The following is a 20,311-nucleotide window of genomic DNA, read 5'->3' as shown; positions in this document are numbered from 1 at the left end:
CTCATCCAAGGGAGCGGATACGTTGATCAAGCTCAAGACCGCGATATTTCTGGGAGCGCTGCTGGTTCTGGGCAGCGAGGAACTGGATGCGGCAACGATCCCGGGTCTGCCGGCCGCCACTGTGACGCCACCGGCACACCCGCAACCGCTGGTGCAAGGCGGGTTGCTAGGGGCCATCAGTTCGAGCATCGATGAGGTGCAGGCAAAACTCGATCTCAACGAAAACCTGGTCGACGCCTGGCGCCTGCGTGCCGACCGTGCGGCAGATGAAGTGGATCAACTGGTCAATCGTCCCTCTGCCCGTTCGGGCTGGAGCGTGGCGGGGGATTTCCTGCTGCTGACCGTTGTGTGGGCGGGCGTCTTCGGCCTGCTGCGGATGTTCGGCAAGTTCTTGACCGAGCGCGTGTGTCGGCACCGCTTGCTGTTGAGTCGAGAGCGTGGTCAGGCATTGCTGGGTTATGTGTTGCCCTACAGCCTTCCCGCGTTGGTCAGCCTGCCGCTGACGATTTATGCCAGTCAGTTTTTGCCGGTGTCGGCCGGTCGGGCGATGGCGTTGTGCTTTGCCTATGCCACCAGCAGCGGCATTTTCGCCGCGTCATTGGTGATGTCACTGGTGGTTTTGTTCAACGTCGGTCACAAACGCAGGGCGGTGCAGATCATTCACCAGGAGAGCCCGCGACCGTTGTTTCTGATCGGCTTCCTGGTCGCCCTGAGCGATGCCCTGACCAGCCCGCAGATCGCCCAGCAGCTGGGCAGCAACCTCACCAGCAGCATCGCAGTGTTTACAGGTCTGGCGGCATCGATTTCCTTCGGTCTGCTGGTATTTCGCATGCGCCGTCCCGTCGCCCATGTCATCCGGATTCTGCCGCTGGCCCAGCGTCGATCGCAGCCGGCCCTGCGCGAAACCCTGCGGATTTTTTCCGGGCTCTGGTATTGGCCGATTCTGTTGATGGTACTGGTTTCGGTCATCAACCTGATCAGCGTCAGCGCCGACAATCAACAGGTACTGCGCAGTGCGCTGTTTACCACGGTTCTGCTGATTGCCACGGTGTTTCTGAGCACCACGCTGCATCACCTGTTCAAGACGCGCCATGAAGCGGACCTGCGGCGCAGCAGTGCCTACAAGGAGCGCTTTCTGAACCTTTCCCACGCGTTGCTGCGCATCGCCATCGCCATCGTGTTCATCGACATTCTGGGGCGTATCTGGGGCGTTTCGCTGTTCGAATTCGCGGTGAGCAATTCGGTCGGTCGGGCGATCAGCGACTCGCTGAGTCACATCGGTTTGATCTTCCTGATCACCTGGATGGTCTGGGTCGTGCTCGACACGGCGATTCAGGAAGCCTTGAAACCGCCGGTCAACAAACGCTCGGCGCGTCAGCCCAGCACACGAGTCAAGACCATCCTGCCGTTGCTGCGCAATGCGATCAAAATCATTCTGGTGGTGATCTGTGCAATCACCACCATGGCTAACCTGGGCATCAATGTGGCACCGTTCCTGGCCGGTGCCGGTGTCATCGGGCTGGCGATCGGCTTCGGGTCCCAGCAACTGGTGCAGGATGTGATTACCGGGTTGTTCATCATCATCGAAGACACCCTGTCCATCGGCGACTGGGTGGTACTCGACTCCGGGCACGCCGGTACCGTCGAAGGCCTGACCATCCGTACCTTGCGCCTGCGCGACGGCAAGGGGTTTGTGCATTCGGTGCCGTTCGGCCAGATCAAGGCCGTAACCAACCAATCGCGGCAATTTGCCTATGCGTTTTTTTCGGTGCAATTCACCTACGACACCGACGTCGACAAGGCCATCGAACTGATCCGCGAGGCCGGGCATTCGATTACTGGCGATCCGTTCCTCAAGTACAACCTGCAAGGGCCGCTGGATGTATTCGGCGTCGACAAGATGGACCTCAACGGCGTGGTGCTGACGGCGCAGTTTCGCACCGTCTCCGGTGGACAATATGCGGTGAGCCGGGCATTCAACCAGCGTTTGAAAAAGCTTGTGGATAACAGTCCATGGGTGCATTTCGCGCAGACTTATCCACAGCAGGTTTTGATGCCGAGGCAGGCGATTGAGCCGTTGCAGGACGGTGCGGCTGAGCCGGAGCATTCGGCGGTGTTGATGCCGGATCGGCCGCGACCTCAATAATTTGTTGTCTGGGCCGGCCTCATCGCGAGCAGGCTCGCTCCTACAGAGGAGCGGTGTACACATTCCATTGTAGGAGCGAGCCTGCTCGCGATGAGGCCCGACCAATCAACATCAATGCCTGGTCAGTTTGCTGTGCACCTCAGCCATCGCCTGCTGATCCAGCTCCAGCCAGAACTGCTGCTTGCCAGCAATCTCGGCAGCCACCGGCAATCCATCGCGATACACCAGCCGATTACTCGCCAGCGCCGGCACTTTCGCGCCGGGCAGCAGAGTGCCGGCCAGGTTCAGCGGATCAACCCCGCACACCGCAATCAGGCTGCCATCATGGGGTCGCCGCCGCACTTCACGCAGCAACGGTATCGCTTCGGGCAGCGCAAATTGCTCGCCCGCCAGGCCACTGACAAAACGTCCGCCACGAATCTCGCCCCGCGCTTCCAGCCGATGAAAGGTGCGCAGCAGTTCACGCCAGCTCGGCAGCCAGTCCGCCTCGCGCTCAAGCAAACGCCAGAACACCACGCCGTATCGGCGCAGCAAGGTCATGGCGATGTGTTCCAAAGTCTCGGTGGGTGTGGGTGACGGACGCGGGTTATCCACAATCGGCGCCGGCGGTCCGCGTCGAAGCAAGGCCCAGCGCCCCGCATCGTCCATACCGCCGAAAAAGGCTCCGCGCCCACGACGGCTGCTGCGATTCTGCCGCTTGCTGGCCGGGGTGATCAGCGCGCGCAGGCCGGCGAAGCTGTCGGCATTCACCCGTCCGGCGCCCACCAGTTCCTGCAGGGCGATTTCCAGCTCTGTGCGCAACACATGCGCTTCATGTACCAGCTCATCGAAAAACAGCGCGCCATGCTGGTGGAGTGCTTCGTAGACTTTTTGGGTTTTGGGCGACAGTTCGCTGATCGGCGTCTGCTCGGTCAAGTCGCTCCACAACCCGACCCGATTGCGCGGCAACAACACAATCGGCGTGCTGCGCAGGGCGCTGCTGGCGCCTTTATTGTGCGCGGTAAGGCGGGTCCAGACCAGTTTGCCGCTGCGACACAGATCATCCAGCCAAGTGGGTGAATAGTCCTTGAGCCGCGCCGGCAGAATGTCGCTGTCCCAGGCGGATGCGGCGGCGGGATAACCCTCGAACTGAGCGACGATCGCTTGCAATATCGCGCTGCCCTGGCCCTGGGTGGTGCTGGACAGATGCTGCCAGTCGAACAGAAACCGCATGAAATCCTGCAACGCCACCGGCTCGATTTCCCGCCGCAGACGCTTGACCGTGTAGCGATGAATCCGCGCCAGCAAATGCCGTTCGCACCATTCCTCTTCGGCGGCGCCTGGGGTGAAGTGACCGCGCAACACATAACCTTCGCCCTCCAGTTGCGCCAGTGCCTGTGTGACTTGAGCGGGCGCCAATCCAAGCGGTTCGGCGATTTCCTGCAGCGGCAATGGGCCAAATGCGCTGAGTCGCGCGCGAATCAGCTCCAATACGGCGTCCTCCGTTTCCCAGGGTTCATCAAACCCCTGCAAAGCTTCCAGCGCAGTACTCAAATCAGCCTGTGGATAAATCGCTCGCAGGCAGGTCAGCCGCTCTCGCGCCAGCCACAGCGATTGATTGATGCAACAGGCGCGGCCGCTGTCGGCCAGGGTTTTCAACCAATCCAGCCAGTTCGGATTCGCCCGCGCTTCAGCATCGGTAATGCAGGCCAGGCTCATCAATGCCTCGTGCATTTCATCGACACTGTTGGGCGTCGGCCAGGCTTCTTCAGCCACGGCAGCGATGGCATCAACATCCAGCGCGCCGAGGTCGTCGGTGGATTGCGGGTCACTCCAGCGGCGATTGAGCACCGCCTGGGTGCGACGCTCTTCCAGCGGTGCATCGTCGAGAAACGTGTAGGGGCGGGCACTGAGAATTTCCGCAGCCAGCGGCGAGGGCGCGGGCAAATCGCGGCTAATCAGGCGAATCTCGCCACGCTCCATGCGCCGCAACAACGCCAGCCAGCCTTCGCTGTCCATGGCCTCGTGCAGGCAATCGTCGAGGGTTTGCTCCACCAGCGGATGGTCGGGAATTTCCCGTTCGCCGGCGAGGTTTTCCACGCAGGCGATCTGGTCGGGGAACACGCTGGCGATCAGGTCTTCGCTTTTCATCCGCTGGATCTGCGGCGGTACCTTGCGTCCACCGGAGTAGCGCGGCAATGCCAGGGCCACGCCGGCGTTCCAGCGCCAGCGCACGCCGAAGAGCGGCGCATCGAGCACGGCCTGGATCAGCGTGTGTTCGGCACTGTTGCTGTGCAGGTAACGCCAGACCTCGTCCAATTCAAAACTGTGACTGGTGGACAACGACAGCACGATGGCGTCTTCACTGGCGGCAGCCTGCAATTCGAAGTTGAAGGTGCGGCAAAAACGCTTGCGCAAGGCCAGGCCCCAGGCGCGATTGATGCGGCTGCCGTACGGCGTATGGATGACCAGTTGGGTGCCGCCGGACTCGTCGAAAAACCGCTCCATCAGCAGCGTGTCCCGGGACGGCAAAGCGCCGAGGGTCTGGCGGGCGCGGGCCAGGTATTCGACCAGTTGTTCGGCGCTGGCGAGATTGAGGCCGAGGGTTTCGGTTAGCCAGTCGAGGACCGGTTGCAAGTTGCCCGGCGCGGCGCTCAGCAGTTCATCGAGTTGTGCTTGCAGGCGCGCGACGGCAAACGACAATTCTGCACTGCGCCCTGGTGCTTCACCGAGCCAGAACGGAATGGTTGGCGGTTGCCCCTGGGCATCCTCGACGCGGACCTTGCCGGTTTCGACCCGCAGGATGCGGTACGAGGTATTGCCCAACTGGAACACGTCGCCGGCGATGCTTTCCACGGCAAAGTCTTCGTTAACGCTCCCGATGTTCAGCCCCTGGGGTTCCAGCAATACGCTGTAGTCGGCGTTGTCGGGAATGGTCCCGCCACTGGTGACGGCCGTCAGTTTGGCGCCGCGACGCCCGCGCAGCGTGCGGCTCACGGCATCGCGGTGCAGGTAGGCACTGCGGATGCCCTGGCGTCCGTTGTAGCCCTCGGCGAGCATGTGCAGCAGCGCCTGATAGTGTTTTTCGTCGAGCGCGGCGTAGGGCGAGGCCTGGCGGAACCGGGCGAGCAAAGCGTCCTCTGGCCATTCCTGGCAACTGACCTCGGCGATGATCTGTTGCGCCAGTACATCCAGCGGCGCCAGCGGGATTTGCAAGGTGTCCAGTTCGCCCCGGCGCACGCAATCGAGCAGTGCAACGCATTCGATCAGGTCGTCGCGGGTGGTGGCGAACAAGCGGCCCTTGGGCGTGCCCCCGACCTGGTGCCCGGAGCGTCCGACTCTTTGCAGGAACCCGGCAATCGAGCGCGGCGAGGCGATCTGGCACACCAGGTCGACATCGCCGATGTCGATGCCCAGTTCCAGCGACGCCGTGGCGATCAGCACTTGCAGATCGCCGCGCTTGAGCCGTTGCTCGGCATCCAGGCGAAACTCCTTGGCGAGGCTGCCGTGGTGGGCGGCCACGGCGTCCTTGCCCAGGCGCTCGCTCAGATGCCGGCTCAGGCGCTCGGCGAGGCGTCGGGTGTTGACGAAAATCAGCGTGGTGCGGTGTTCGCGGGCGAGGGCGGCGAGGCGGTCGTAGACCAGCTCCCACACGTCATTGGCCATCACTGCCGACAACGGCACCGGCGGCACTTCGATGTCCAGGTCCCGTGGACGCGCATGGCCGATGTCGATGATTTCGCAGTCACGGTCACGCCCCACCAAAAAGCGCGACACCGCTTCGATGGGCTTTTGTGTGGCTGATAGGCCGATGCGCACCAGCGGTTCGGCGCACAGTGCCTGCAAGCGTTCCAGGCTCAGGGCCAGATGACTGCCGCGTTTACTGGCGGCGATGGCGTGGATTTCGTCGACGATCACCGTGCGCGTGGTGCCGAGCATTTTTCGGCCGGAGTCGGAGCCGAGCAAGACATAGAGCGACTCGGGAGTCGTGACCAGAATGTGCGGCGCGCTCTTGCGCATCGCCGAACGGTCTTTTTGCGGGGTGTCGCCGGTGCGCACGGCGGTGGTGATCTGCAATTCGGGCAGCCCCATCACGCGCAGTTGTTCGGTGATGCCGGCCAGCGGGTTTTGCAGGTTGATCTGGATGTCATTGGACAACGCCTTGAGTGGCGACACGTAGACCACCAGAGTTTCGTCGGGCAGGCCACTGTCGGTTTCCAGCCCGCGGTGAACCAGATCATCAATCACCGCAAGAAATGCGGTTAACGTCTTGCCGGACCCGGTGGGCGCGGCGATCAGGGTCGATCGGCGCCGGCGGATCAGCGGCCACGCCCTGGCCTGGGCGGCGGTGGCCGTCGCGAAGGTATTGCTGAACCAGGCGCTGACGGCAGGGTGGAAGCCGTCCAGGGCACTGTCTGCGGGGATGGGCAGGTTCATGGGGCAATTTATGCGGGCGGGGGGCCGAAGATGCAAGTACCGCTCAGGATCTCTGTTGACTGGCGAGGCCTCTTCGCTGGCAAGCCAGCTCCCACAGGGAGCTTCAGTGGACGCAATTCGTGTGAACAACGGAAATCACTGTGGGGAGCTGGCTTGCCAGCGATGGGGCCAGTAGCAGCACTACAAATCCGGGGCATCTACACTTTACGGATGACGGTTGCGCACTAAACCCGCAAAATGCAACGATTCCTGCAACTATCGACGACATCGCCCGCAAGCGCTGTCGATAAAACCATTGTTCCAATCAGACTGGGCCTGCTGACTATATGCGAATGCGCCTTATGTTACTGGGCGGCGGAAATGCCCTTGGGCAGGCGCTGATTCGCCTCGGTGCGGAGGAAGACATCGGCTTCCTCGCCCCCCGCCCGCCACAAGACGGCTGGGACGCCGCGAGCCTGACGCAACTGCTCGACGACACCCGCCCGGATGCGCTGATCAACCTTGCCTACTACTTCGACTGGTTCCAGGCCGAAGCGGTCAGCGAGCAGCGTTTGGCCGGGCAGGAGCGGGCGATCGAGCGCCTGGCCGAACTGTGCCAGCATCACAATATCGTTCTGTTGCAGCCTTCGAGCTATCGCGTGTTCGATGGCTCCCGCGCCACTGCCTACAGCGAAAAAGACGAGCCAGTGCCGCTGGGGCTGCGCGGTCAGGCCTTGTGGCGGATCGAGCAAAGCGTTCGCGCCACTTGCCCGCAACACGTGCTGTTGCGTTTCGGCTGGTTGCTCGATGACAGCCCCGAGGGCACCCTCGGACGGTTCCTCGGTCGGGCCGAACAACCGCAAGAGCTGCTGATGGCCGATGACCGTCGGGGCAATCCGACGCCGGTGGACGATGCCGCCCGCGTGATCATTTCGGTACTCAAGCAACTCGACTGCGCGGCGCCGCTGTGGGGCACCTACCATTACGCCGGGCATGAGGCGACCACGCCGCTGGCGCTGGGGCAGGCCATTCTCAGCGAGGCGCGTGCCTTGCATCCGCTGGCCATCGAAGCACCGACCGCCCAGGCCCACGCCGCGCGGCCGGACGCCGCCGAAGAGCCGCAACACGCGGTGCTGGCCTGCAAAAAAATTCTGCACACCTTCGGAATCAAACCGCGCGCTTGGCGTGCGGCGCTTCCGGGCCTTTTGGACAGGTTCTATCGCCATGGCTGATACCCCCGTTTTAATCACCGGCGGCGCCGGTTTCATCGGTTCGCACCTGACCGACGCCTTGCTCGCCAAGGGGCATTCGGTACGGATTCTCGATGACTTGTCCACCGGCAAGCGCAGCAACTTGCCGCTGGATAATCCCAGGGTCGAGTTGATCGTCGGCGACGTCGCCGATGCCGCGCTGGTGGCACGGGCGATGGCCGGTTGCAGTGCAGTGGCGCACCTGGCGGCGGTGGCTTCGGTGCAAGCTTCGGTGGACGATCCGGTGAAGACGCACCAGAGTAATTTCGTCGGCTCGCTGAATGTCTGCGAGGCCATGCGCCAGGCGGGTGTCAAGCGTGTGTTGTTTGCCTCCAGCGCGGCGGTGTATGGCAACAATGGCGAAGGCGAGTCAATCGATGAAGACACGCCCAAATCTCCGCTGACACCCTATGCGTCCGACAAATTGGCCAGCGAGCATTATTTCGATTTCTACCGGCGCCAACATGCGCTGGAACCGGTGATTTTTCGCTTCTTCAACATCTTCGGCCCGCGCCAGGATCCATCCTCGCCGTATTCCGGGGTGATCAGTATTTTCACCGAGCGCGCGCAGAAAGGCCTGCCGATCACTGTGTTTGGTGACGGTGAGCAGACGCGGGATTTTGTCTACGTCGAGGATCTGGTCAACCTGCTGGTGGAAGCCATCGACAAACCACAGGTAGACGTCGGCGCGGTCAACGTTGGCTGGAACCAGGCAACGACACTCAACCAGATGCTTGAAGCACTGGAAGCGGTGGTCGGTGAGTTGCCACCCGTGAGTTACGGCCCGGCGCGCTCCGGTGATATCCGTCATTCACGGGCGAACAACCGGCGATTGCTCGAACGATTTGCCCGCCCACAGCAGACACCGATGAGCGTCGGGTTGGCGCGGTTGCTGGGGCGTTGAGATTTTCAAGCCCACAAAAAAGGCGCCCTTGAGAGGCGCCTTTTTTGTGGCCGGAGATTGCTTCTGGGGCAATGTATTTTCCTTGGCCAGGTTCACCACCACGTGAACATTCTTTAGAACCTGTAACCCAGCCCCACCATGTAGACGAACGGATCTGCATCCACGTTCACCCGTGCGCGGGTACCGGGTGCGACGGCGTTGTTTTCCACTGTCGCGCGGGTATCGATCTCGATGTAGCGCATCTGGGCGTTGAGCAGGATGTTGTCGGTCAGCATGTAGTCAGCACCCACCTGCCAGGCCACGCCCCAGGAGTTTTTGGTGTTGAAATTGCTGAAACCATTGGCGCGGGCGTCGCTGCTCAGGTGTTCGTCATACATCCAGGTGTAATTCACGCCGGCCCCGACATAGGGCTGGAACGCGGACTTGGTGTCGAGCGGGTAGTACACCAGGCTCAAGGTCGGCGGCAATTGTTTAAAGCTGCCCAGCTTGCCGTTGGCCGCGCTCAGGGCGGTGCCCTTGAGTTTGACGTCATGCTCGAACGGCGTGGCTGCCAGCAATTCGATACCCAGGTGATTGGTGATCATGTAGGCGAAGTTCAGGCCCAGTTGTGTATCGCTGCTCAGGGTGGCCTCGCCGCCCAGATCGGCACCGCTCAATGGGCCCTGATCGACCTTGACGCTGGAGCTGTCGGTATTCGGGTTGACGGTGATCGCACCGGCACGCACGAGGATATCGCCTTGTTCGTGGGCGTGGGCGAGCGGGGCTGCGAGCGCGAGGGCAAACAGCGAAGCGCTGAGCAGGGACTTGTTCATGGGGGCTCCAAAGGACGTTAAAAATTTTTGATGTCCAATGGTAAGGCGCCTAACGAATCGGCCCTTTGACTCAGCTCAAGGAAACGGTGATCCAGCGAGTTTTGCGGAGGTTTCGCGGACGCCATCGCGGGCAAGCCTTGCTCCCACAAAGGCAACGCCGAACTTGTGGGGGCAAGGCTTGCCCGCGAAGGCGTCCTCACTATCAACGCATGACGATCGGATTCAGTCCGGCAATTCATAGACGTAAATCTTGTCCGCCTCCATCTGATACCCGGCATCCGCCAACTCGCTGGTGGACGCCTTGACCTGCATCGCTCCTTCGATCCAGTACGGCTGGTACAACTCCTCAATCTTCACGCCTACTTCACTTTTGACGTGCACGATCTGGTTCGAAGGTGGAGGCGGTACGTGGATGCAGGCGCCGAAATACGGCACCAGCAGGAAGTCCGTGGTGCGCCCCTCTTCATTGACTTCCAGCGGCACGATGTACCCCGGCAAACGAACATTCTGGCCGTCCAGGGTTTTGACCACCGGTGCGTTGGGCAGGTCTTGTTTCGCGGCCGGTGCGGACTCGGCGGACAGGGCATCGCTCATCTTCGACAGGTCGTGCAGCGGTGTCATGTTCGGCACTTGCACCGGGGCATCCGGTGGGATCATGTCGGACCAGGTCAGCTCTTTCGGCCCGGCCGCCCACAGCGGCAGAGCGACCAGCATCAACAGCGCAACAACCGCGCGGGGCATTTTCAAGGTCCTCATAAGCGAATCGACAGGCCATCGGCCAACGATTGGCGATAAGCGCGCCAGGCCGGCACGCAACCCATCAGCAGCGCGGCGACCAGGATGCCGGCCAGCAGCGTCCATTCATATTCACTGGGCCAGGCCAGCGGCAGAAACAGGCCGTAATTGGCTTGCACGTAACCTTGGGCGGCGGCGATGCACAGGTAAAGCAGCGCCACGCCAGCGATCACGCCCGTCAGCGCCAGGGCAAACGCTTCCAGTACCAGCAGCGTCGCGATGTGCCACGGCCGCGCGCCCACCGAACGCAGAATCGCCATTTCGCGGCGGCGCTCATTGAGGCTGGTGAGAATGGCCGTGAGCATGCCGATCAACCCGGTCAGCACCACAAACAGCGAGACCACGAACAAGGCTTTTTCCGCCGTGCTCATCAGGCTCCACAACTCTTGCAGCGCCACGCCAGGCAGGATCGCCAGCATCGGTTCGCCACGGAACTCGTTGATTTCGCGCTGCAAGGCGAAAGTTGAAATTTTGTTGTTGAGGCCGAGCATGAACGCGGTGATCGCCTGGGGCGTCAGGTCCATGTTGCGCGCCTGATCGGCGCTGATCCGACCTTCACCCCTGGCCGGTACACCGTTGTGCCAATCGATGTGAATCGCTTCCATGCCACCGAGGCTGATGTGCAGCGTACGGTCCACCGGGGTGCCGGTGCGTTTGAGGATGCCGACCACGGTGAATGGCTTGTCGTCATGCTTGACCAGGCTGATCGCCGCCACACCATGGGCCAGCACCAGTTTGTCGCCGAGTTTGTAGTGCAACGCATCCGCGACTTCGGCGCCGAGCACCACTTCGAACGGGTCGGTGGCGAAGGCGCGGCCATCGGCCAGTTCCAGGTGTTGCTGGCGGCCGTACTGGTAGTGTTCGAAGTAGGCTTCGGTGGTGCCCATCACCCGATAGCCGCGATGGGAGTCGCCGAGGGACATTGGGATCGCCCACTTCACTTTCGGGTTGTTGGCGAAGTGCTCAAAGCTGTCCCAACGGATGTTGTTGGTGGCGTTGCCGATGCGGAACACCGAATACAACAGCAGGTTTACCGAGCCGGAGCGGGCGCCGACGATCAGATCGGTGCCACTGATGGTACTGGCGAAACTGGCCTTGGCCTCGGTGCGCACCCTTTCCACGGCCAACAGCAGGCAAACCGACAAGGCGATGGCAAACGCGGTCAGAATCGCGGTGAAGCGGCGGTTAGCCAGGCTGGCCATGGCTAGACGAAACAAATACATCTCAGACCTCTGCGGACGTGGCGGCGCGATTGAGTTCGGCCAGCGACAGGTGGCGATCGAACAGCGGCGCGAGGCTCTGGTCGTGACTGACGAACAACAGGCTCGACCCGGCTTCGCGGCATTCGGCGAACAGCAGGCGAATGAAGTTTTCGCGGGCGTCGTAGTCCAGGGCGGAGGTCGGTTCGTCGGCGATCACCAGTTCCGGTTGGCCGATCAAGGCACGCGCGGCGGCGACCCGTTGCTGCTGGCCGATGGACAGCGAGTCGGCGCGGCGACCCAGGATGTGTTCATCCTTCAAACCCAAATGGGCAAGCAAAGTGGCCGCTGCTTTATCGACGCTGCCATGGCGCTGTTTCGCGCGTTCGGTGCGCAGCTTCGAGAAGTGGCAGGGCAGTTCGACGTTCTCGCGCACCGACAGGAACGGCAGCAGGTTGAACTGTTGGAAAATGTAGCCGGTGTGATCGACACGAAAGTGGTCGCGAGCACCAGCCGACAGTTGCGTCAGCTCCTGGCCGAGCAGGCGGATGCTACCGCGATCAGGCCTTTGCACACCGCCGAGCAGGCCGAGCAGGGTGGTCTTGCCGCTGCCGCTGGGGCCTTTGAGAAACAGGGTTTCCCCAGGCTCCAGGCGAAACGCCGGGATATCCAGCAGTGGCGGGTGACCGGGCCAGCTGAAGCCCAGGTCGGACAGTTCGATGAGTGCTTGGGTCATTTAACCGATTTCACGAATGTTGATGACCTGTGGGAGCAAAGCTTGCTCGCGATGGGCACGCCACGGTTTAGCTGAAAAACCGCGTTATCGTTCATCGCGAGCAAGCTTTGCTCCTACAGGACCGGGGGTGGATCAGAATTTAAGGGCAGCCGCCTTGGCCGTCACTTCAACCCCTTGCTGCCCGCTCGGGCCGATCAGTTGTACCTGAATTTTCTGGGTGGCCGGGAATGTGTTGAAGATATTCGCCAGATCCAGGGTTTTCAGCGCACCAGGGGTGGCACAGGTGAATTGGTAGTGGGCGTGGATTTCGCTGTGGTCGTGGTGATGCTCGTCCTTGGCGTCTTCGTCGTGATCGTCGTCGGCGTCGGGCTTGTCACCGAACAGCGGGCTATTAAGTTCCTGATTCGCCACCACGCAACCGGCGGCTTTCGGCAGATTGAACAGTGCCAGCGGATTTTCGAGTTCTGTGCGGGCTGCGACCACCTTGGCCTTGTCGGCCTCAGTGGTGGCGGCATGTTCGAAGCCCACCAGGTTCATCGCCGGACTTTCCAGTTCCAGTTGCAGGTTCTGGCCATCCAGCGCCGCGTTCAGGCGTCCGACACCATGTTCATGGGCGCCAAGGCTGCCGTGTTCGTGATCATGGTCATGCTCGTCCGCGGCATGAGCGACAGCCAGCGGCAACAAGGCAAATGGCAAAGCGAGCAGCAGACGGCGCATGGACGAGTCTCCGAAAAGTAAAATGAAGAAAATGTTATGTAATCTTATAACGTAAGTGCGGAGAGTGTGACTGCCTGCTTGGCGTTGCACAAGTCCCATGGGAGCATGCAAGTGAAGAAATGTGCAGGAGCGGACTCATGTTGCGTATTCGCGGAAGCATCGGCGACTGGCCGGTGGATTTGACGCTGGAGATGGATGACGCTGACTGGGCGCGGCTGGGCGCTCAGTTGCAGGTCGATAAAGCCGAAGTCAGCGCGGCCCCGGTCAAATCGTTGAATCAGGATGATGCGCTGTGGCAGGTCGCCAGGGATTTGCTGCGAACGGCCGGGCAGTTGAGCGGGCCGGATCTGCTGGATCAGTTGGAAGGATTGACGGGGAGCGCGGCGTCGGGCAAACGCCTGTTGGTGCGCTTGCGCCATAGCGCCGATGTGAAAGTCACGAACGGCGGGGATACACCGATTTACACCTGGCTGTAGGAGCCGGCTTGCCGGCGAAGGGGGCCTTGAATCTTGGACCGTCCTTGAGGCCGTCTTCGCTGGCAAGCCAGCTCCTACAGGTCGTGATCAGTACAGCGCGGCAAACAGCTTGCGACGATAGGTGGTCACCAGCGGGTGATCATTGCCCAGCAGTTCGAACACCTGCAGCAAGGTTTTATGCGGCAGGCCTTCGCTGTAGCTGCGGTTGCGGATGAACAGCTTGAGCAAGCCATCCAGCGCCGCGTCGTATTGCTGGCGGGCCAGTTGTTGAACCGCCAGTTGATAGACCGCTTCGTCGTCCTGCGGGTCTTTCGCCAGCCTGGCCTTCAAGTCGGCAGCATCCGGCAAGTCCTTGGCCTGGCCGAGAAACTTGATCTGCGCCTTGGCGCCGGCCAGGGCGGCCTTGTGCTCATCGCTCTTGACCGCGTCGAGCACGGCTTGCGCCTCGCCCAGTTCACCGCGCTCGGTGAGACAGCGAGCGTAGAGAATCAGCGCCTTGGCGTTGGTGTTGTCTTCGCCCAGCAGCACTTTGAGGATGGCTTCGGCATCGGCAAAACGGCTGTCATCGAACAACGCCTGAGCCTGTTCGAATGGATCGGCGGCGGCAGGTGGTGGCATCTGGAGATGGGGTTCGAGCAGGGCGCGGACGGCAGACTCCGGCTGAGCGCCGGCAAAACCATCGACGGGCTGGCCGTCCTTGAACAGCACCACGGTCGGCAGGCTGCGGATTCCAAAACGGGCAACGATGTCTTGTTCGATATCGCAGTTGACCTTGGCCAGCAGCAATTCACCCTGATAGCTCTCGGCGATGGTCTGCAGCATCGGCATCAGCACTTTGCACGGCGCGCACCATTCGGCCCAGAAATCCACCAGCACCGGTTTGTGGAAAGAGTTCTCGATCACCGACTGGTCGAAATCGGCAGTCGTGGCGTCGAAGATGTACGGCGTTTGCTGACTCATGGGGGATCTCTTGGAAGCGTGGATGGAGCAACTATACGGCCTGGTGGGGGGTGGCCGGAAGCGGGGTAGCCTTTGAGAGGTCTATTGCCTGGCCGGGCGCTTTCGCGAGCAGGCTCGCTCCTACAGGGAAATTGTGAACACCACAAAACCACTGTAGGAGTGAGCCTGCTCGCGATGCTTTTCAGCTGCGTCGCGCGTGATACAGGCTCACATGCCTGAATTCCTCCGGCTCACACAGATCCGGCAATGTCATGGCTTCGAGCATTTCGATACGGCGATACAGCGGATGGCGAAAGTCCCGCACCCGCGAATCCGCGACCAGTGCTTCTTGCCCGCGACTGAGAAACTCATCGAGCAACGGCAGGTTCGCCCGGTCATACAGCACATCCGCCACCAGAATCAGATCAAAGCGATCCGCTTCGGCGAAGAAATCCGTCGAATAGTTGAGCTGCACGTCATTGAGTTCCGCATTCGCCCGACAGGCCGCAATCGCCAGCGGGTCGAGGTCGCAAGCCACCACTTCCAGCGCCCCGGCCTTCACCGCAGCAATCCCCGCCACGCCGGAACCGGCGCCGAAATCGAGAACCCGTTTGCCTTTGACCCACTCAGGGTATTCGGCAAGGTAGCGGGCCATGGCCAGGCCACTGGCCCAGCAGAAACTCCAGTAGGGCGGCTCATGCAGAATGCGTCGGGTTTCTTCCGGGCTGAAGGCGCGGTCCATCTTGTCACCGTCGATCAGCCACAGCTTCAGATCGGTGTCCGGCAGATCGCAGGTGACCAACTGAGCATCACCGAGCAGTTCACTGAGCGCCTGTTGCAGGTCGAGCGGTGCACTCATGGCGCTTTGACGAATTGCAGTTGGCCCAGCGCCTGGGTGGTGGGCTGGGTGATCAGGCGCGATGGCAGATGCAGGATCAACTGGCCAGATTGGCTGGCGCGGCCCCGCAGTTCGACCCGTGCGCCGACCGGAAAGGCATCCGGATTGAAGCGCAGGTGAAACGGCAGCACTTGATTGGTGCCGATCAGGCTCGAACTGGCGAGCAATTGTTGCGGACGACCTCTTTCGTCGATCACCAGCAACGCCAGTTCGACTTCGGCACCGGCCGGCACGCCTTGCAAAGTGCCGCTCAATTCACGCTGGTAGGCCGGCAGCGGACCGAGGGGAACCGACTCCCTGGCTTTCTTCTGTGCCTGTTCCGGTGCAGGGCCTGGTGTCGGCGGTTGAGGCTTGGGCGCATCGCTGCCGCAGGCCACCAACAGGCTGAAAAGACTGAGCAAAACGAGCGGTTTCAGGGACATTTACGGCTCCAGCAAGGTGTAGTCCATCTATAGCCAGTCTGTATACCGCAAACCCTATGGCTTGTCTTGCCACGGGGATGCGCTACCATGGCCCTCCCTTTTTTTGTTGCCTGCCACCATGCACTGTCCCTTCTGCGGTGCCAACGACACCAAGGTCATCGACTCGCGTCTGGTCGCCGAGGGCGAACAGGTGCGCCGCCGGCGTGAATGCCTGGCCTGCGGCGAACGTTTCACGACGTTCGAAACCGCTGAACTGGTGTTGCCGCGCCTGATCAAAACCGACGGCAGTCGCCAGCCGTTCGACGAAGAAAAACTCCGCGCCGGCATGCAGCGTGCGCTGGAGAAGCGCCCGGTGAGTGTCGAGCGCCTCGAATCGTCGCTGGTGCACATCAAACACAAACTGCGCGCCACCGGCGAGCGCGAGGTCAAATCCCTCGTGGTCGGTGAACTGGTGATGGCCGAGCTGCAAAAACTCGACGAAGTCGCCTACATCCGCTTCGCTTCGGTGTATCGCCGCTTCCAGGACCTCAACGAGTTCCGCGAAGAGATCGATCGCCTGGCCCGTGAGCCGGTGAAAGAATGACCACGTCCGCCGAACAGGCCATCCTCGATGCTCATTACATGGCCCGTGCCCTGGAACTGGCGCGCAAGGGGCATTACACGACGCACCCCAACCCGCGGGTGGGCTGCGTGATCGTGCAGGGTGGGCAAATCGTCGGCGAAGGCTGGCATGAGCGCGCCGGTGAACCCCACGCAGAAGTCCACGCTTTGCGCGCCGCCGGCGAACGGGCCCGGGGCGCTACGGCTTACGTGACCCTCGAACCGTGCAGCCACCATGGCCGCACGCCGCCCTGCGCCGATGCGCTGGTGAATGCCGGTGTGACGCGGGTCGTGGCAGCGATGCAGGACCCGAACCCGGAAGTCGCCGGTCGCGGTCTGCAACGTTTGGCTCAGGCTGGCATCGCCACTGAAAGCGGCGTGCTGGAAGGCGAGGCACGCCAGCTCAATCAGGGTTTCCTGAAACGCATGGAACACGGCTTGCCCTTCGTACGGGTCAAGTTGGCCATGAGCCTGGATGGCCGCACGGCGATGGAAAGCGGCGAAAGCCAATGGATCACCGGCCCGGCCGCGCGTTCGGCGGTGCAACGCCTGCGTGCCCAGGCCAGCGTGGTGCTGACCGGCGCCGATACGGTGCTGGCGGACAATGCCCGTTTGACCGTACGCGCCGATGAGCTGGGCCTGGATGCCGAACAAACCGCCCTGGCCATGAGCCGCCCACCGTTGCGGGTGCTGGTCGACGGTCGCCTGCGGGTGCCGCTGGATGCGCCGTTTTTCAAGGCGGGTCCGGCGCTGGTCGCCACCTGCGTTGCGGTGGAAGAGCAATACGCCAACGGCCCGGAATGCCTGATCGTGCCCGGCTACGATGGCCAGGTGGATTTGCGCCAGCTGTTGGTCGAACTCGCCAGTCGTGGCGTCAACGAAGTATTGGTCGAGGCCGGGCCGCGTCTGGCCGGAGCTTTCGCTCAGCTCGGATTGGTGGATGAGTTCCAGATTTTCATTGCCGGCAAGTTTTTGGGCTCTTCGGCCCGGCCGCTGCTGGACTGGCCGCTCGCGCAAATGAAGGATGCGCCCGAGCTCAAAATCACCGAAATTCGCGCGGTGGGCGATGACTGGCGAGTCACTGCCATTCCTTCACCGGCAGCGAGCGTATAATTTCCGGCCAACGCTATAGCGCTGGCTCTGTTCTCGAGGAGAACCCCATGTTCACCGGCATCATCGAATCCATCGGCAGTATTCGTGCATTGACCCCAAAAGGCGGAGATGTGCGGGTTCACGTAGAAACCGGCAAGCTCGACCTGAGCGACGTCAAGCTGGGCGACAGCATCGCGGTCAACGGCGTGTGCCTGACCGCTGTTGAATTGCCGGGCAACGGCTTCGCGGCGGACGTCAGCCGCGAAACCCTCGACTGCACCGCCATGAACGACCTGAAAAGCGGCAGCCCGGTCAACCTGGAAAAAGCCCTGACCCCGACCACTCGCCTCGGCGGGCACCTGGTCAGCGGTCACGTCGATGGCGTGGGCGAAGTGGTTGCCCGCACCGAAAACGCGCGTGCCGTGGAATTCCGCATTCGCGCGCCAAAGGATCTGGCCAAGTACATCGCCCACAAAGGCTCGATCACCGTCGACGGCACCAGCCTGACCGTGAACGCAGTCGATGGCGCCGAGTTCCTGCTGACCATCATTCCGCATACCCTGAGCGAAACCATCATGGCGTCGTACCAGCCGGGTCGCCGGGTGAACCTGGAAGTGGACTTGCTGGCCCGTTACCTGGAGCGCCTGCTGCTGGGTGACAAAGCCGCTGAGCCAACCGCCGGCAGCACCATTACCGAAAGCTTCCTGGCCGCCAACGGCTATCTCAAATCCTGAAACTCAATTTCTAAAAGAATGGGGGTGCCTTGTGGCGCTCAATAGCATCGAAGAACTGGTTGAAGACATCCGCCAAGGCAAGATGGTCATCCTCATGGATGACGAAGACCGCGAGAACGAAGGCGACCTGATCATGGCCGCCGAGTGCTGCCAGGCCGAGCACATCAACTTCATGGCCAAGCACGCCCGTGGCCTGATCTGCATGCCGATGAGCCGCGAGCGCTGCGAACTGCTCAAGCTTCCGCTGATGGCACCGCGCAACGGTTCCGGTTTCGGCACCAAATTCACCGTGTCCATCGAAGCGGCCACCGGTGTGACCACCGGCATTTCCGCCGCCGACCGCGCGCGTACCGTGCAGGCGGCTGCGGCGAAAGACGCCAAGGCTGAAGACATCGTCAGCCCCGGTCACATTTTCCCGCTGATGGCCCAGGCCGGCGGTACCCTGGCCCGTGCCGGCCACACCGAAGCCGCCTGCGACCTGGCACGCATGGCCGGCTTCGAGCCGAGCGGCGTGATCTGCGAAGTGATGAACGACGACGGCACCATGTCCCGTCGCGCCGAACTGGAAGCCTTCGCCGCCGAACACAACATCAAGATCGGCACCATTGCTGACCTGATTCACTACCGCATGATCCACGAACGTACCGTTCAGCGGATTGCCGAGCAGCCTCTGGACAGCGAACTGGGCCAATTCAACCTGGTGACCTATCGTGATTCCGTGGAAGGCGACGTGCACATGGCCCTGACCCTGGGCAACATCTGCGCCGAAGAACCGACTCTGGTTCGCGTGCACAACATGGACCCGCTGCGCGACTTGCTGATGGTCAAGCAACCGGGCCGCTGGAGCCTGCGCGCCGCCATGGCCACGGTTGCCGAGGCCGGCAGCGGCGTGGTGTTGTTGCTCGGTCACCCGCTCGATGGCGACGTGTTGCTGGCGCACATCCGCGAAACCGCTGATCACTTGGCGGTGAAAAAGCCGACCACCTACAGCACCGTGGGTGCCGGTTCGCAGATCCTGCGTGACCTGGGCGTACGCAAAATGCGCCTGATGTCGGCACCGATGAAATTTAATGCGATATCCGGTTTCGATCTGGAAGTTGTAGAATACGTGCCCTCCGAATAATGACCGGTCGTTTCCGGCCCTGAATTCGCGGCAAATAAATCACCGAGGGGCGCGTAGAAGACGCGTCCCGGCTCTTTAAGAGATCTATCGAATGACCCTGAAGACCATCGAAGGTACCTTCATCGCCCCTAAAGGCCGCTACGCTCTGGTAGTGGGCCGTTTCAACAGCTTCGTCGTTGAAAGCCTGGTCAGCGGTGCAGTTGATGCCCTGGTTCGCCATGGCGTGAGCGAAAGCGACATCACCATCATCCGCGCCCCTGGCGCCTTCGAAATCCCGCTGGTTGCGCAGAAAGTCGCTCAGAAGGGCGAGTTCGCGGCAATCATCGCCCTGGGCGCGGTCATTCGTGGCGGTACTCCGCACTTCGAATACGTGGCGGGCGAATGCACCAAGGGCCTGGCCCAGGTGTCCATGGAGTTCGGCGTACCGGTCGCTTTCGGCGTCCTGACCGTTGATTCCATCGAGCAAGCCATCGAACGTTCCGGCACCAAGGCCGGTAACAAAGGTGCCGAAGCTGCCCTGTCCGCTCTGGAAATGGTCAGCCTGCTGGCGCAGTTGGAGGCCAAGTGATTAGCGACGAAAGCGATCGTTTCAACCCGCGCGATCCAAAGCCTGCGGATGCCGGCAAGCCATCGAAAAGCGCCAAGCGCCGCGAAGCCCGTCAGCTCGCGACTCAGGCCCTGTATCAATGGCACATGGCCAAGCAGTCGCTGAACGAGATCGAAGCGCAGTTCCGGGTCGATAACGATTTCACCGATGTCGATGGCGCGTATTTCCGCGAAATCCTGCACGGGGTTCCGCAGTTCAAGACCGAAATCGATACCGCACTCAAGCCTTGCCTGGACTTGACCATCGAAGAGCTCGACCCGGTTGAACTGGCGGTTCTGCGCCTGTCCACCTGGGAACTGCTCAAGCGCGTCGACGTGCCATACCGCGTTGTGATCAACGAAGGTATCGAACTGGCCAAGGTCTTCGGTTCTACCGACGGCCACAAGTTCGTCAACGGCGTGCTCGACAAGCTGGCTCCGCGTCTGCGTGAAGCTGAAGTGAAGGCGTTCAAGCGCTGATCGGCGCT

19 protein-coding genes are annotated in these 20,311 nt (G+C 61.7%); 10 read left to right on the top strand and 9 right to left on the bottom strand.

What is annotated here, in order from left to right; genetic code table 11:
• Positions 1–22: 22 nt before the first annotated feature.
• Entirely contained in the window at positions 23–2,146 is a 2,124-nt protein-coding gene (locus GPL81_RS16175) for a mechanosensitive ion channel family protein (RefSeq protein ID WP_160107586.1), read from the top strand.
• A 111-nt stretch (positions 2,147–2,257) separates the two neighbouring features.
• Here the strand turns inward: GPL81_RS16175 and GPL81_RS16170 are convergent, their stop codons facing one another.
• A complete protein-coding gene (locus GPL81_RS16170) occupies positions 2,258–6,562 on the bottom strand; it encodes an Lhr family helicase (RefSeq protein ID WP_160107585.1) in 4,305 nt (1,434 codons plus the stop codon).
• Between the two features lie 326 nt (positions 6,563–6,888).
• On the opposite strand from GPL81_RS16170, the gene GPL81_RS16165 reads away from it, so the two are divergent.
• Together GPL81_RS16165 and GPL81_RS16160 are read left to right on the top strand one after the other, a co-directional pair.
• Positions 6,889–7,773 (top strand): sugar nucleotide-binding protein, encoded by an 885-nt coding sequence (locus GPL81_RS16165; RefSeq protein ID WP_096514791.1) that lies wholly within the window; start codon positions 6,889–6,891, stop codon positions 7,771–7,773.
• Positions 7,766–8,695 carry an NAD-dependent epimerase/dehydratase family protein gene (locus tag GPL81_RS16160; protein WP_160107584.1) on the top strand — a complete coding sequence of 310 codons (930 nt, stop codon included), beginning with the start codon at positions 7,766–7,768 and terminating at the stop codon, positions 8,693–8,695. Before GPL81_RS16165 ends, GPL81_RS16160 begins: the two co-directional genes overlap by 8 nt.
• A 113-nt stretch (positions 8,696–8,808) precedes the next feature.
• On the opposite strand, the gene GPL81_RS16155 is transcribed toward GPL81_RS16160, so the two are convergent.
• From GPL81_RS16155 to GPL81_RS16135, 5 genes are all read right to left on the bottom strand, one after another.
• Positions 8,809–9,507, bottom strand: a complete 699-nt coding sequence (locus GPL81_RS16155; protein ID WP_160107583.1) for an OmpW/AlkL family protein — start codon at positions 9,505–9,507, stop codon at positions 8,809–8,811.
• A 222-nt stretch (positions 9,508–9,729) separates the two neighbouring features.
• Complete coding sequence (locus GPL81_RS16150; RefSeq protein WP_160107582.1) at positions 9,730–10,248, bottom strand: DUF3299 domain-containing protein; 519 nt, start codon at positions 10,246–10,248, stop codon at positions 9,730–9,732.
• An 11-nt stretch (positions 10,249–10,259) separates the two neighbouring features.
• Entirely contained in the window at positions 10,260–11,525 is a 1,266-nt protein-coding gene (locus GPL81_RS16145) for an ABC transporter permease (protein WP_121106059.1), read from the bottom strand.
• A gap of 1 nt (position 11,526) precedes the next feature.
• Entirely contained in the window at positions 11,527–12,237 is a 711-nt protein-coding gene (locus GPL81_RS16140) for an ABC transporter ATP-binding protein (RefSeq protein WP_160107581.1), read from the bottom strand.
• A 132-nt stretch (positions 12,238–12,369) separates the two neighbouring features.
• Positions 12,370–12,954 carry a DUF2796 domain-containing protein gene (locus GPL81_RS16135; RefSeq protein WP_160107580.1) on the bottom strand — a complete coding sequence of 195 codons (585 nt, stop codon included), beginning with the start codon at positions 12,952–12,954 and terminating at the stop codon, positions 12,370–12,372.
• Positions 12,955–13,091: 137 nt separating this feature from the next.
• Here GPL81_RS16135 and GPL81_RS16130 point away from each other — a divergent pair, with 137 nt between their 5' ends.
• Positions 13,092–13,430: a hypothetical protein gene (locus GPL81_RS16130; protein ID WP_160107579.1), complete on the top strand. Its 339-nt coding sequence runs from the start codon at positions 13,092–13,094 to the stop codon at positions 13,428–13,430.
• A gap of 87 nt (positions 13,431–13,517) precedes the next feature.
• Here the strand turns inward: GPL81_RS16130 and trxA are convergent, their stop codons facing one another.
• The 3 genes from trxA to GPL81_RS16115 form a co-directional block, all read right to left on the bottom strand.
• Positions 13,518–14,390 carry a thioredoxin gene (gene trxA / locus GPL81_RS16125; protein WP_160107578.1) on the bottom strand — a complete coding sequence of 291 codons (873 nt, stop codon included), beginning with the start codon at positions 14,388–14,390 and terminating at the stop codon, positions 13,518–13,520.
• A gap of 181 nt (positions 14,391–14,571) precedes the next feature.
• A complete protein-coding gene (locus GPL81_RS16120; RefSeq protein WP_160107577.1) occupies positions 14,572–15,228 on the bottom strand; it encodes a class I SAM-dependent methyltransferase in 657 nt (218 codons plus the stop codon).
• Entirely contained in the window at positions 15,225–15,689 is a 465-nt protein-coding gene (locus tag GPL81_RS16115; RefSeq protein WP_096514811.1) for a hypothetical protein, read from the bottom strand. Before GPL81_RS16115 ends, GPL81_RS16120 begins: the two co-directional genes overlap by 4 nt.
• 118 nt (positions 15,690–15,807) lie before the next feature.
• On the opposite strand from GPL81_RS16115, the gene nrdR reads away from it, so the two are divergent.
• The 6 genes from nrdR to nusB all read left to right on the top strand — a co-directional run bounded on the left by nrdR (position 15,808) and on the right by nusB (position 20,303).
• Positions 15,808–16,272, top strand: a complete 465-nt coding sequence (gene nrdR / locus GPL81_RS16110) for a transcriptional regulator NrdR (protein WP_003228656.1) — start codon at positions 15,808–15,810, stop codon at positions 16,270–16,272.
• Positions 16,269–17,402, top strand: a complete 1,134-nt coding sequence (gene ribD / locus GPL81_RS16105; RefSeq protein ID WP_160107576.1) for a bifunctional diaminohydroxyphosphoribosylaminopyrimidine deaminase/5-amino-6-(5-phosphoribosylamino)uracil reductase RibD — start codon at positions 16,269–16,271, stop codon at positions 17,400–17,402. The genes nrdR and ribD overlap by 4 nt, the downstream gene beginning before the upstream one ends.
• Before the next feature lie 47 nt (positions 17,403–17,449).
• Entirely contained in the window at positions 17,450–18,115 is a 666-nt protein-coding gene (locus GPL81_RS16100) for a riboflavin synthase (RefSeq protein ID WP_008018158.1), read from the top strand.
• 31 nt (positions 18,116–18,146) lie between these two features.
• Positions 18,147–19,238: a bifunctional 3,4-dihydroxy-2-butanone-4-phosphate synthase/GTP cyclohydrolase II gene (gene ribBA, locus GPL81_RS16095; RefSeq protein ID WP_160107575.1), complete on the top strand. Its 1,092-nt coding sequence runs from the start codon at positions 18,147–18,149 to the stop codon at positions 19,236–19,238.
• Between the two features lie 91 nt (positions 19,239–19,329).
• Positions 19,330–19,806 carry a 6,7-dimethyl-8-ribityllumazine synthase gene (gene ribH, locus GPL81_RS16090; RefSeq protein ID WP_003228649.1) on the top strand — a complete coding sequence of 159 codons (477 nt, stop codon included), beginning with the start codon at positions 19,330–19,332 and terminating at the stop codon, positions 19,804–19,806.
• Complete coding sequence (nusB, locus tag GPL81_RS16085; protein ID WP_095197200.1) at positions 19,803–20,303, top strand: transcription antitermination factor NusB; 501 nt, start codon at positions 19,803–19,805, stop codon at positions 20,301–20,303. The genes ribH and nusB overlap by 4 nt, the downstream gene beginning before the upstream one ends.
• Positions 20,304–20,311 lie beyond the last annotated feature (8 nt).

Origin of the sequence: Pseudomonas izuensis (assembly GCF_009861505.1) — a bacterium.
Lineage (GTDB): Bacteria > Pseudomonadota > Gammaproteobacteria > Pseudomonadales > Pseudomonadaceae > Aquipseudomonas > Aquipseudomonas izuensis.
Note: the sequence above shows the minus strand (reverse complement) of the source record. Positions and strands in the feature narration are given on the sequence as shown.

Coding starts and splice junctions, on each gene's coding strand:
- GPL81_RS16170 (WP_160107585.1), bottom strand. CDS start 6,562: ATGAACCTGCCCATCCCCGCAGACAGTGCCCTGGACGGCTTCCACCCT.
- GPL81_RS16165 (WP_096514791.1), top strand. CDS start 6,889: ATGCGAATGCGCCTTATGTTACTGGGCGGCGGAAATGCCCTTGGGCAG.
- GPL81_RS16160 (WP_160107584.1), top strand. CDS start 7,766: ATGGCTGATACCCCCGTTTTAATCACCGGCGGCGCCGGTTTCATCGGT.
- GPL81_RS16155 (WP_160107583.1), bottom strand. CDS start 9,507: ATGAACAAGTCCCTGCTCAGCGCTTCGCTGTTTGCCCTCGCGCTCGCA.
- GPL81_RS16150 (WP_160107582.1), bottom strand. CDS start 10,248: ATGCCCCGCGCGGTTGTTGCGCTGTTGATGCTGGTCGCTCTGCCGCTG.
- GPL81_RS16145 (WP_121106059.1), bottom strand. CDS start 11,525: ATGTATTTGTTTCGTCTAGCCATGGCCAGCCTGGCTAACCGCCGCTTC.
- GPL81_RS16140 (WP_160107581.1), bottom strand. CDS start 12,237: ATGACCCAAGCACTCATCGAACTGTCCGACCTGGGCTTCAGCTGGCCC.
- GPL81_RS16135 (WP_160107580.1), bottom strand. CDS start 12,954: ATGCGCCGTCTGCTGCTCGCTTTGCCATTTGCCTTGTTGCCGCTGGCT.
- GPL81_RS16130 (WP_160107579.1), top strand. CDS start 13,092: ATGTTGCGTATTCGCGGAAGCATCGGCGACTGGCCGGTGGATTTGACG.
- trxA (WP_160107578.1), bottom strand. CDS start 14,390: ATGAGTCAGCAAACGCCGTACATCTTCGACGCCACGACTGCCGATTTC.
- GPL81_RS16120 (WP_160107577.1), bottom strand. CDS start 15,228: ATGAGTGCACCGCTCGACCTGCAACAGGCGCTCAGTGAACTGCTCGGT.
- GPL81_RS16115 (WP_096514811.1), bottom strand. CDS start 15,689: ATGTCCCTGAAACCGCTCGTTTTGCTCAGTCTTTTCAGCCTGTTGGTG.
- nrdR (WP_003228656.1), top strand. CDS start 15,808: ATGCACTGTCCCTTCTGCGGTGCCAACGACACCAAGGTCATCGACTCG.
- ribD (WP_160107576.1), top strand. CDS start 16,269: ATGACCACGTCCGCCGAACAGGCCATCCTCGATGCTCATTACATGGCC.
- GPL81_RS16100 (WP_008018158.1), top strand. CDS start 17,450: ATGTTCACCGGCATCATCGAATCCATCGGCAGTATTCGTGCATTGACC.
- ribH (WP_003228649.1), top strand. CDS start 19,330: ATGACCCTGAAGACCATCGAAGGTACCTTCATCGCCCCTAAAGGCCGC.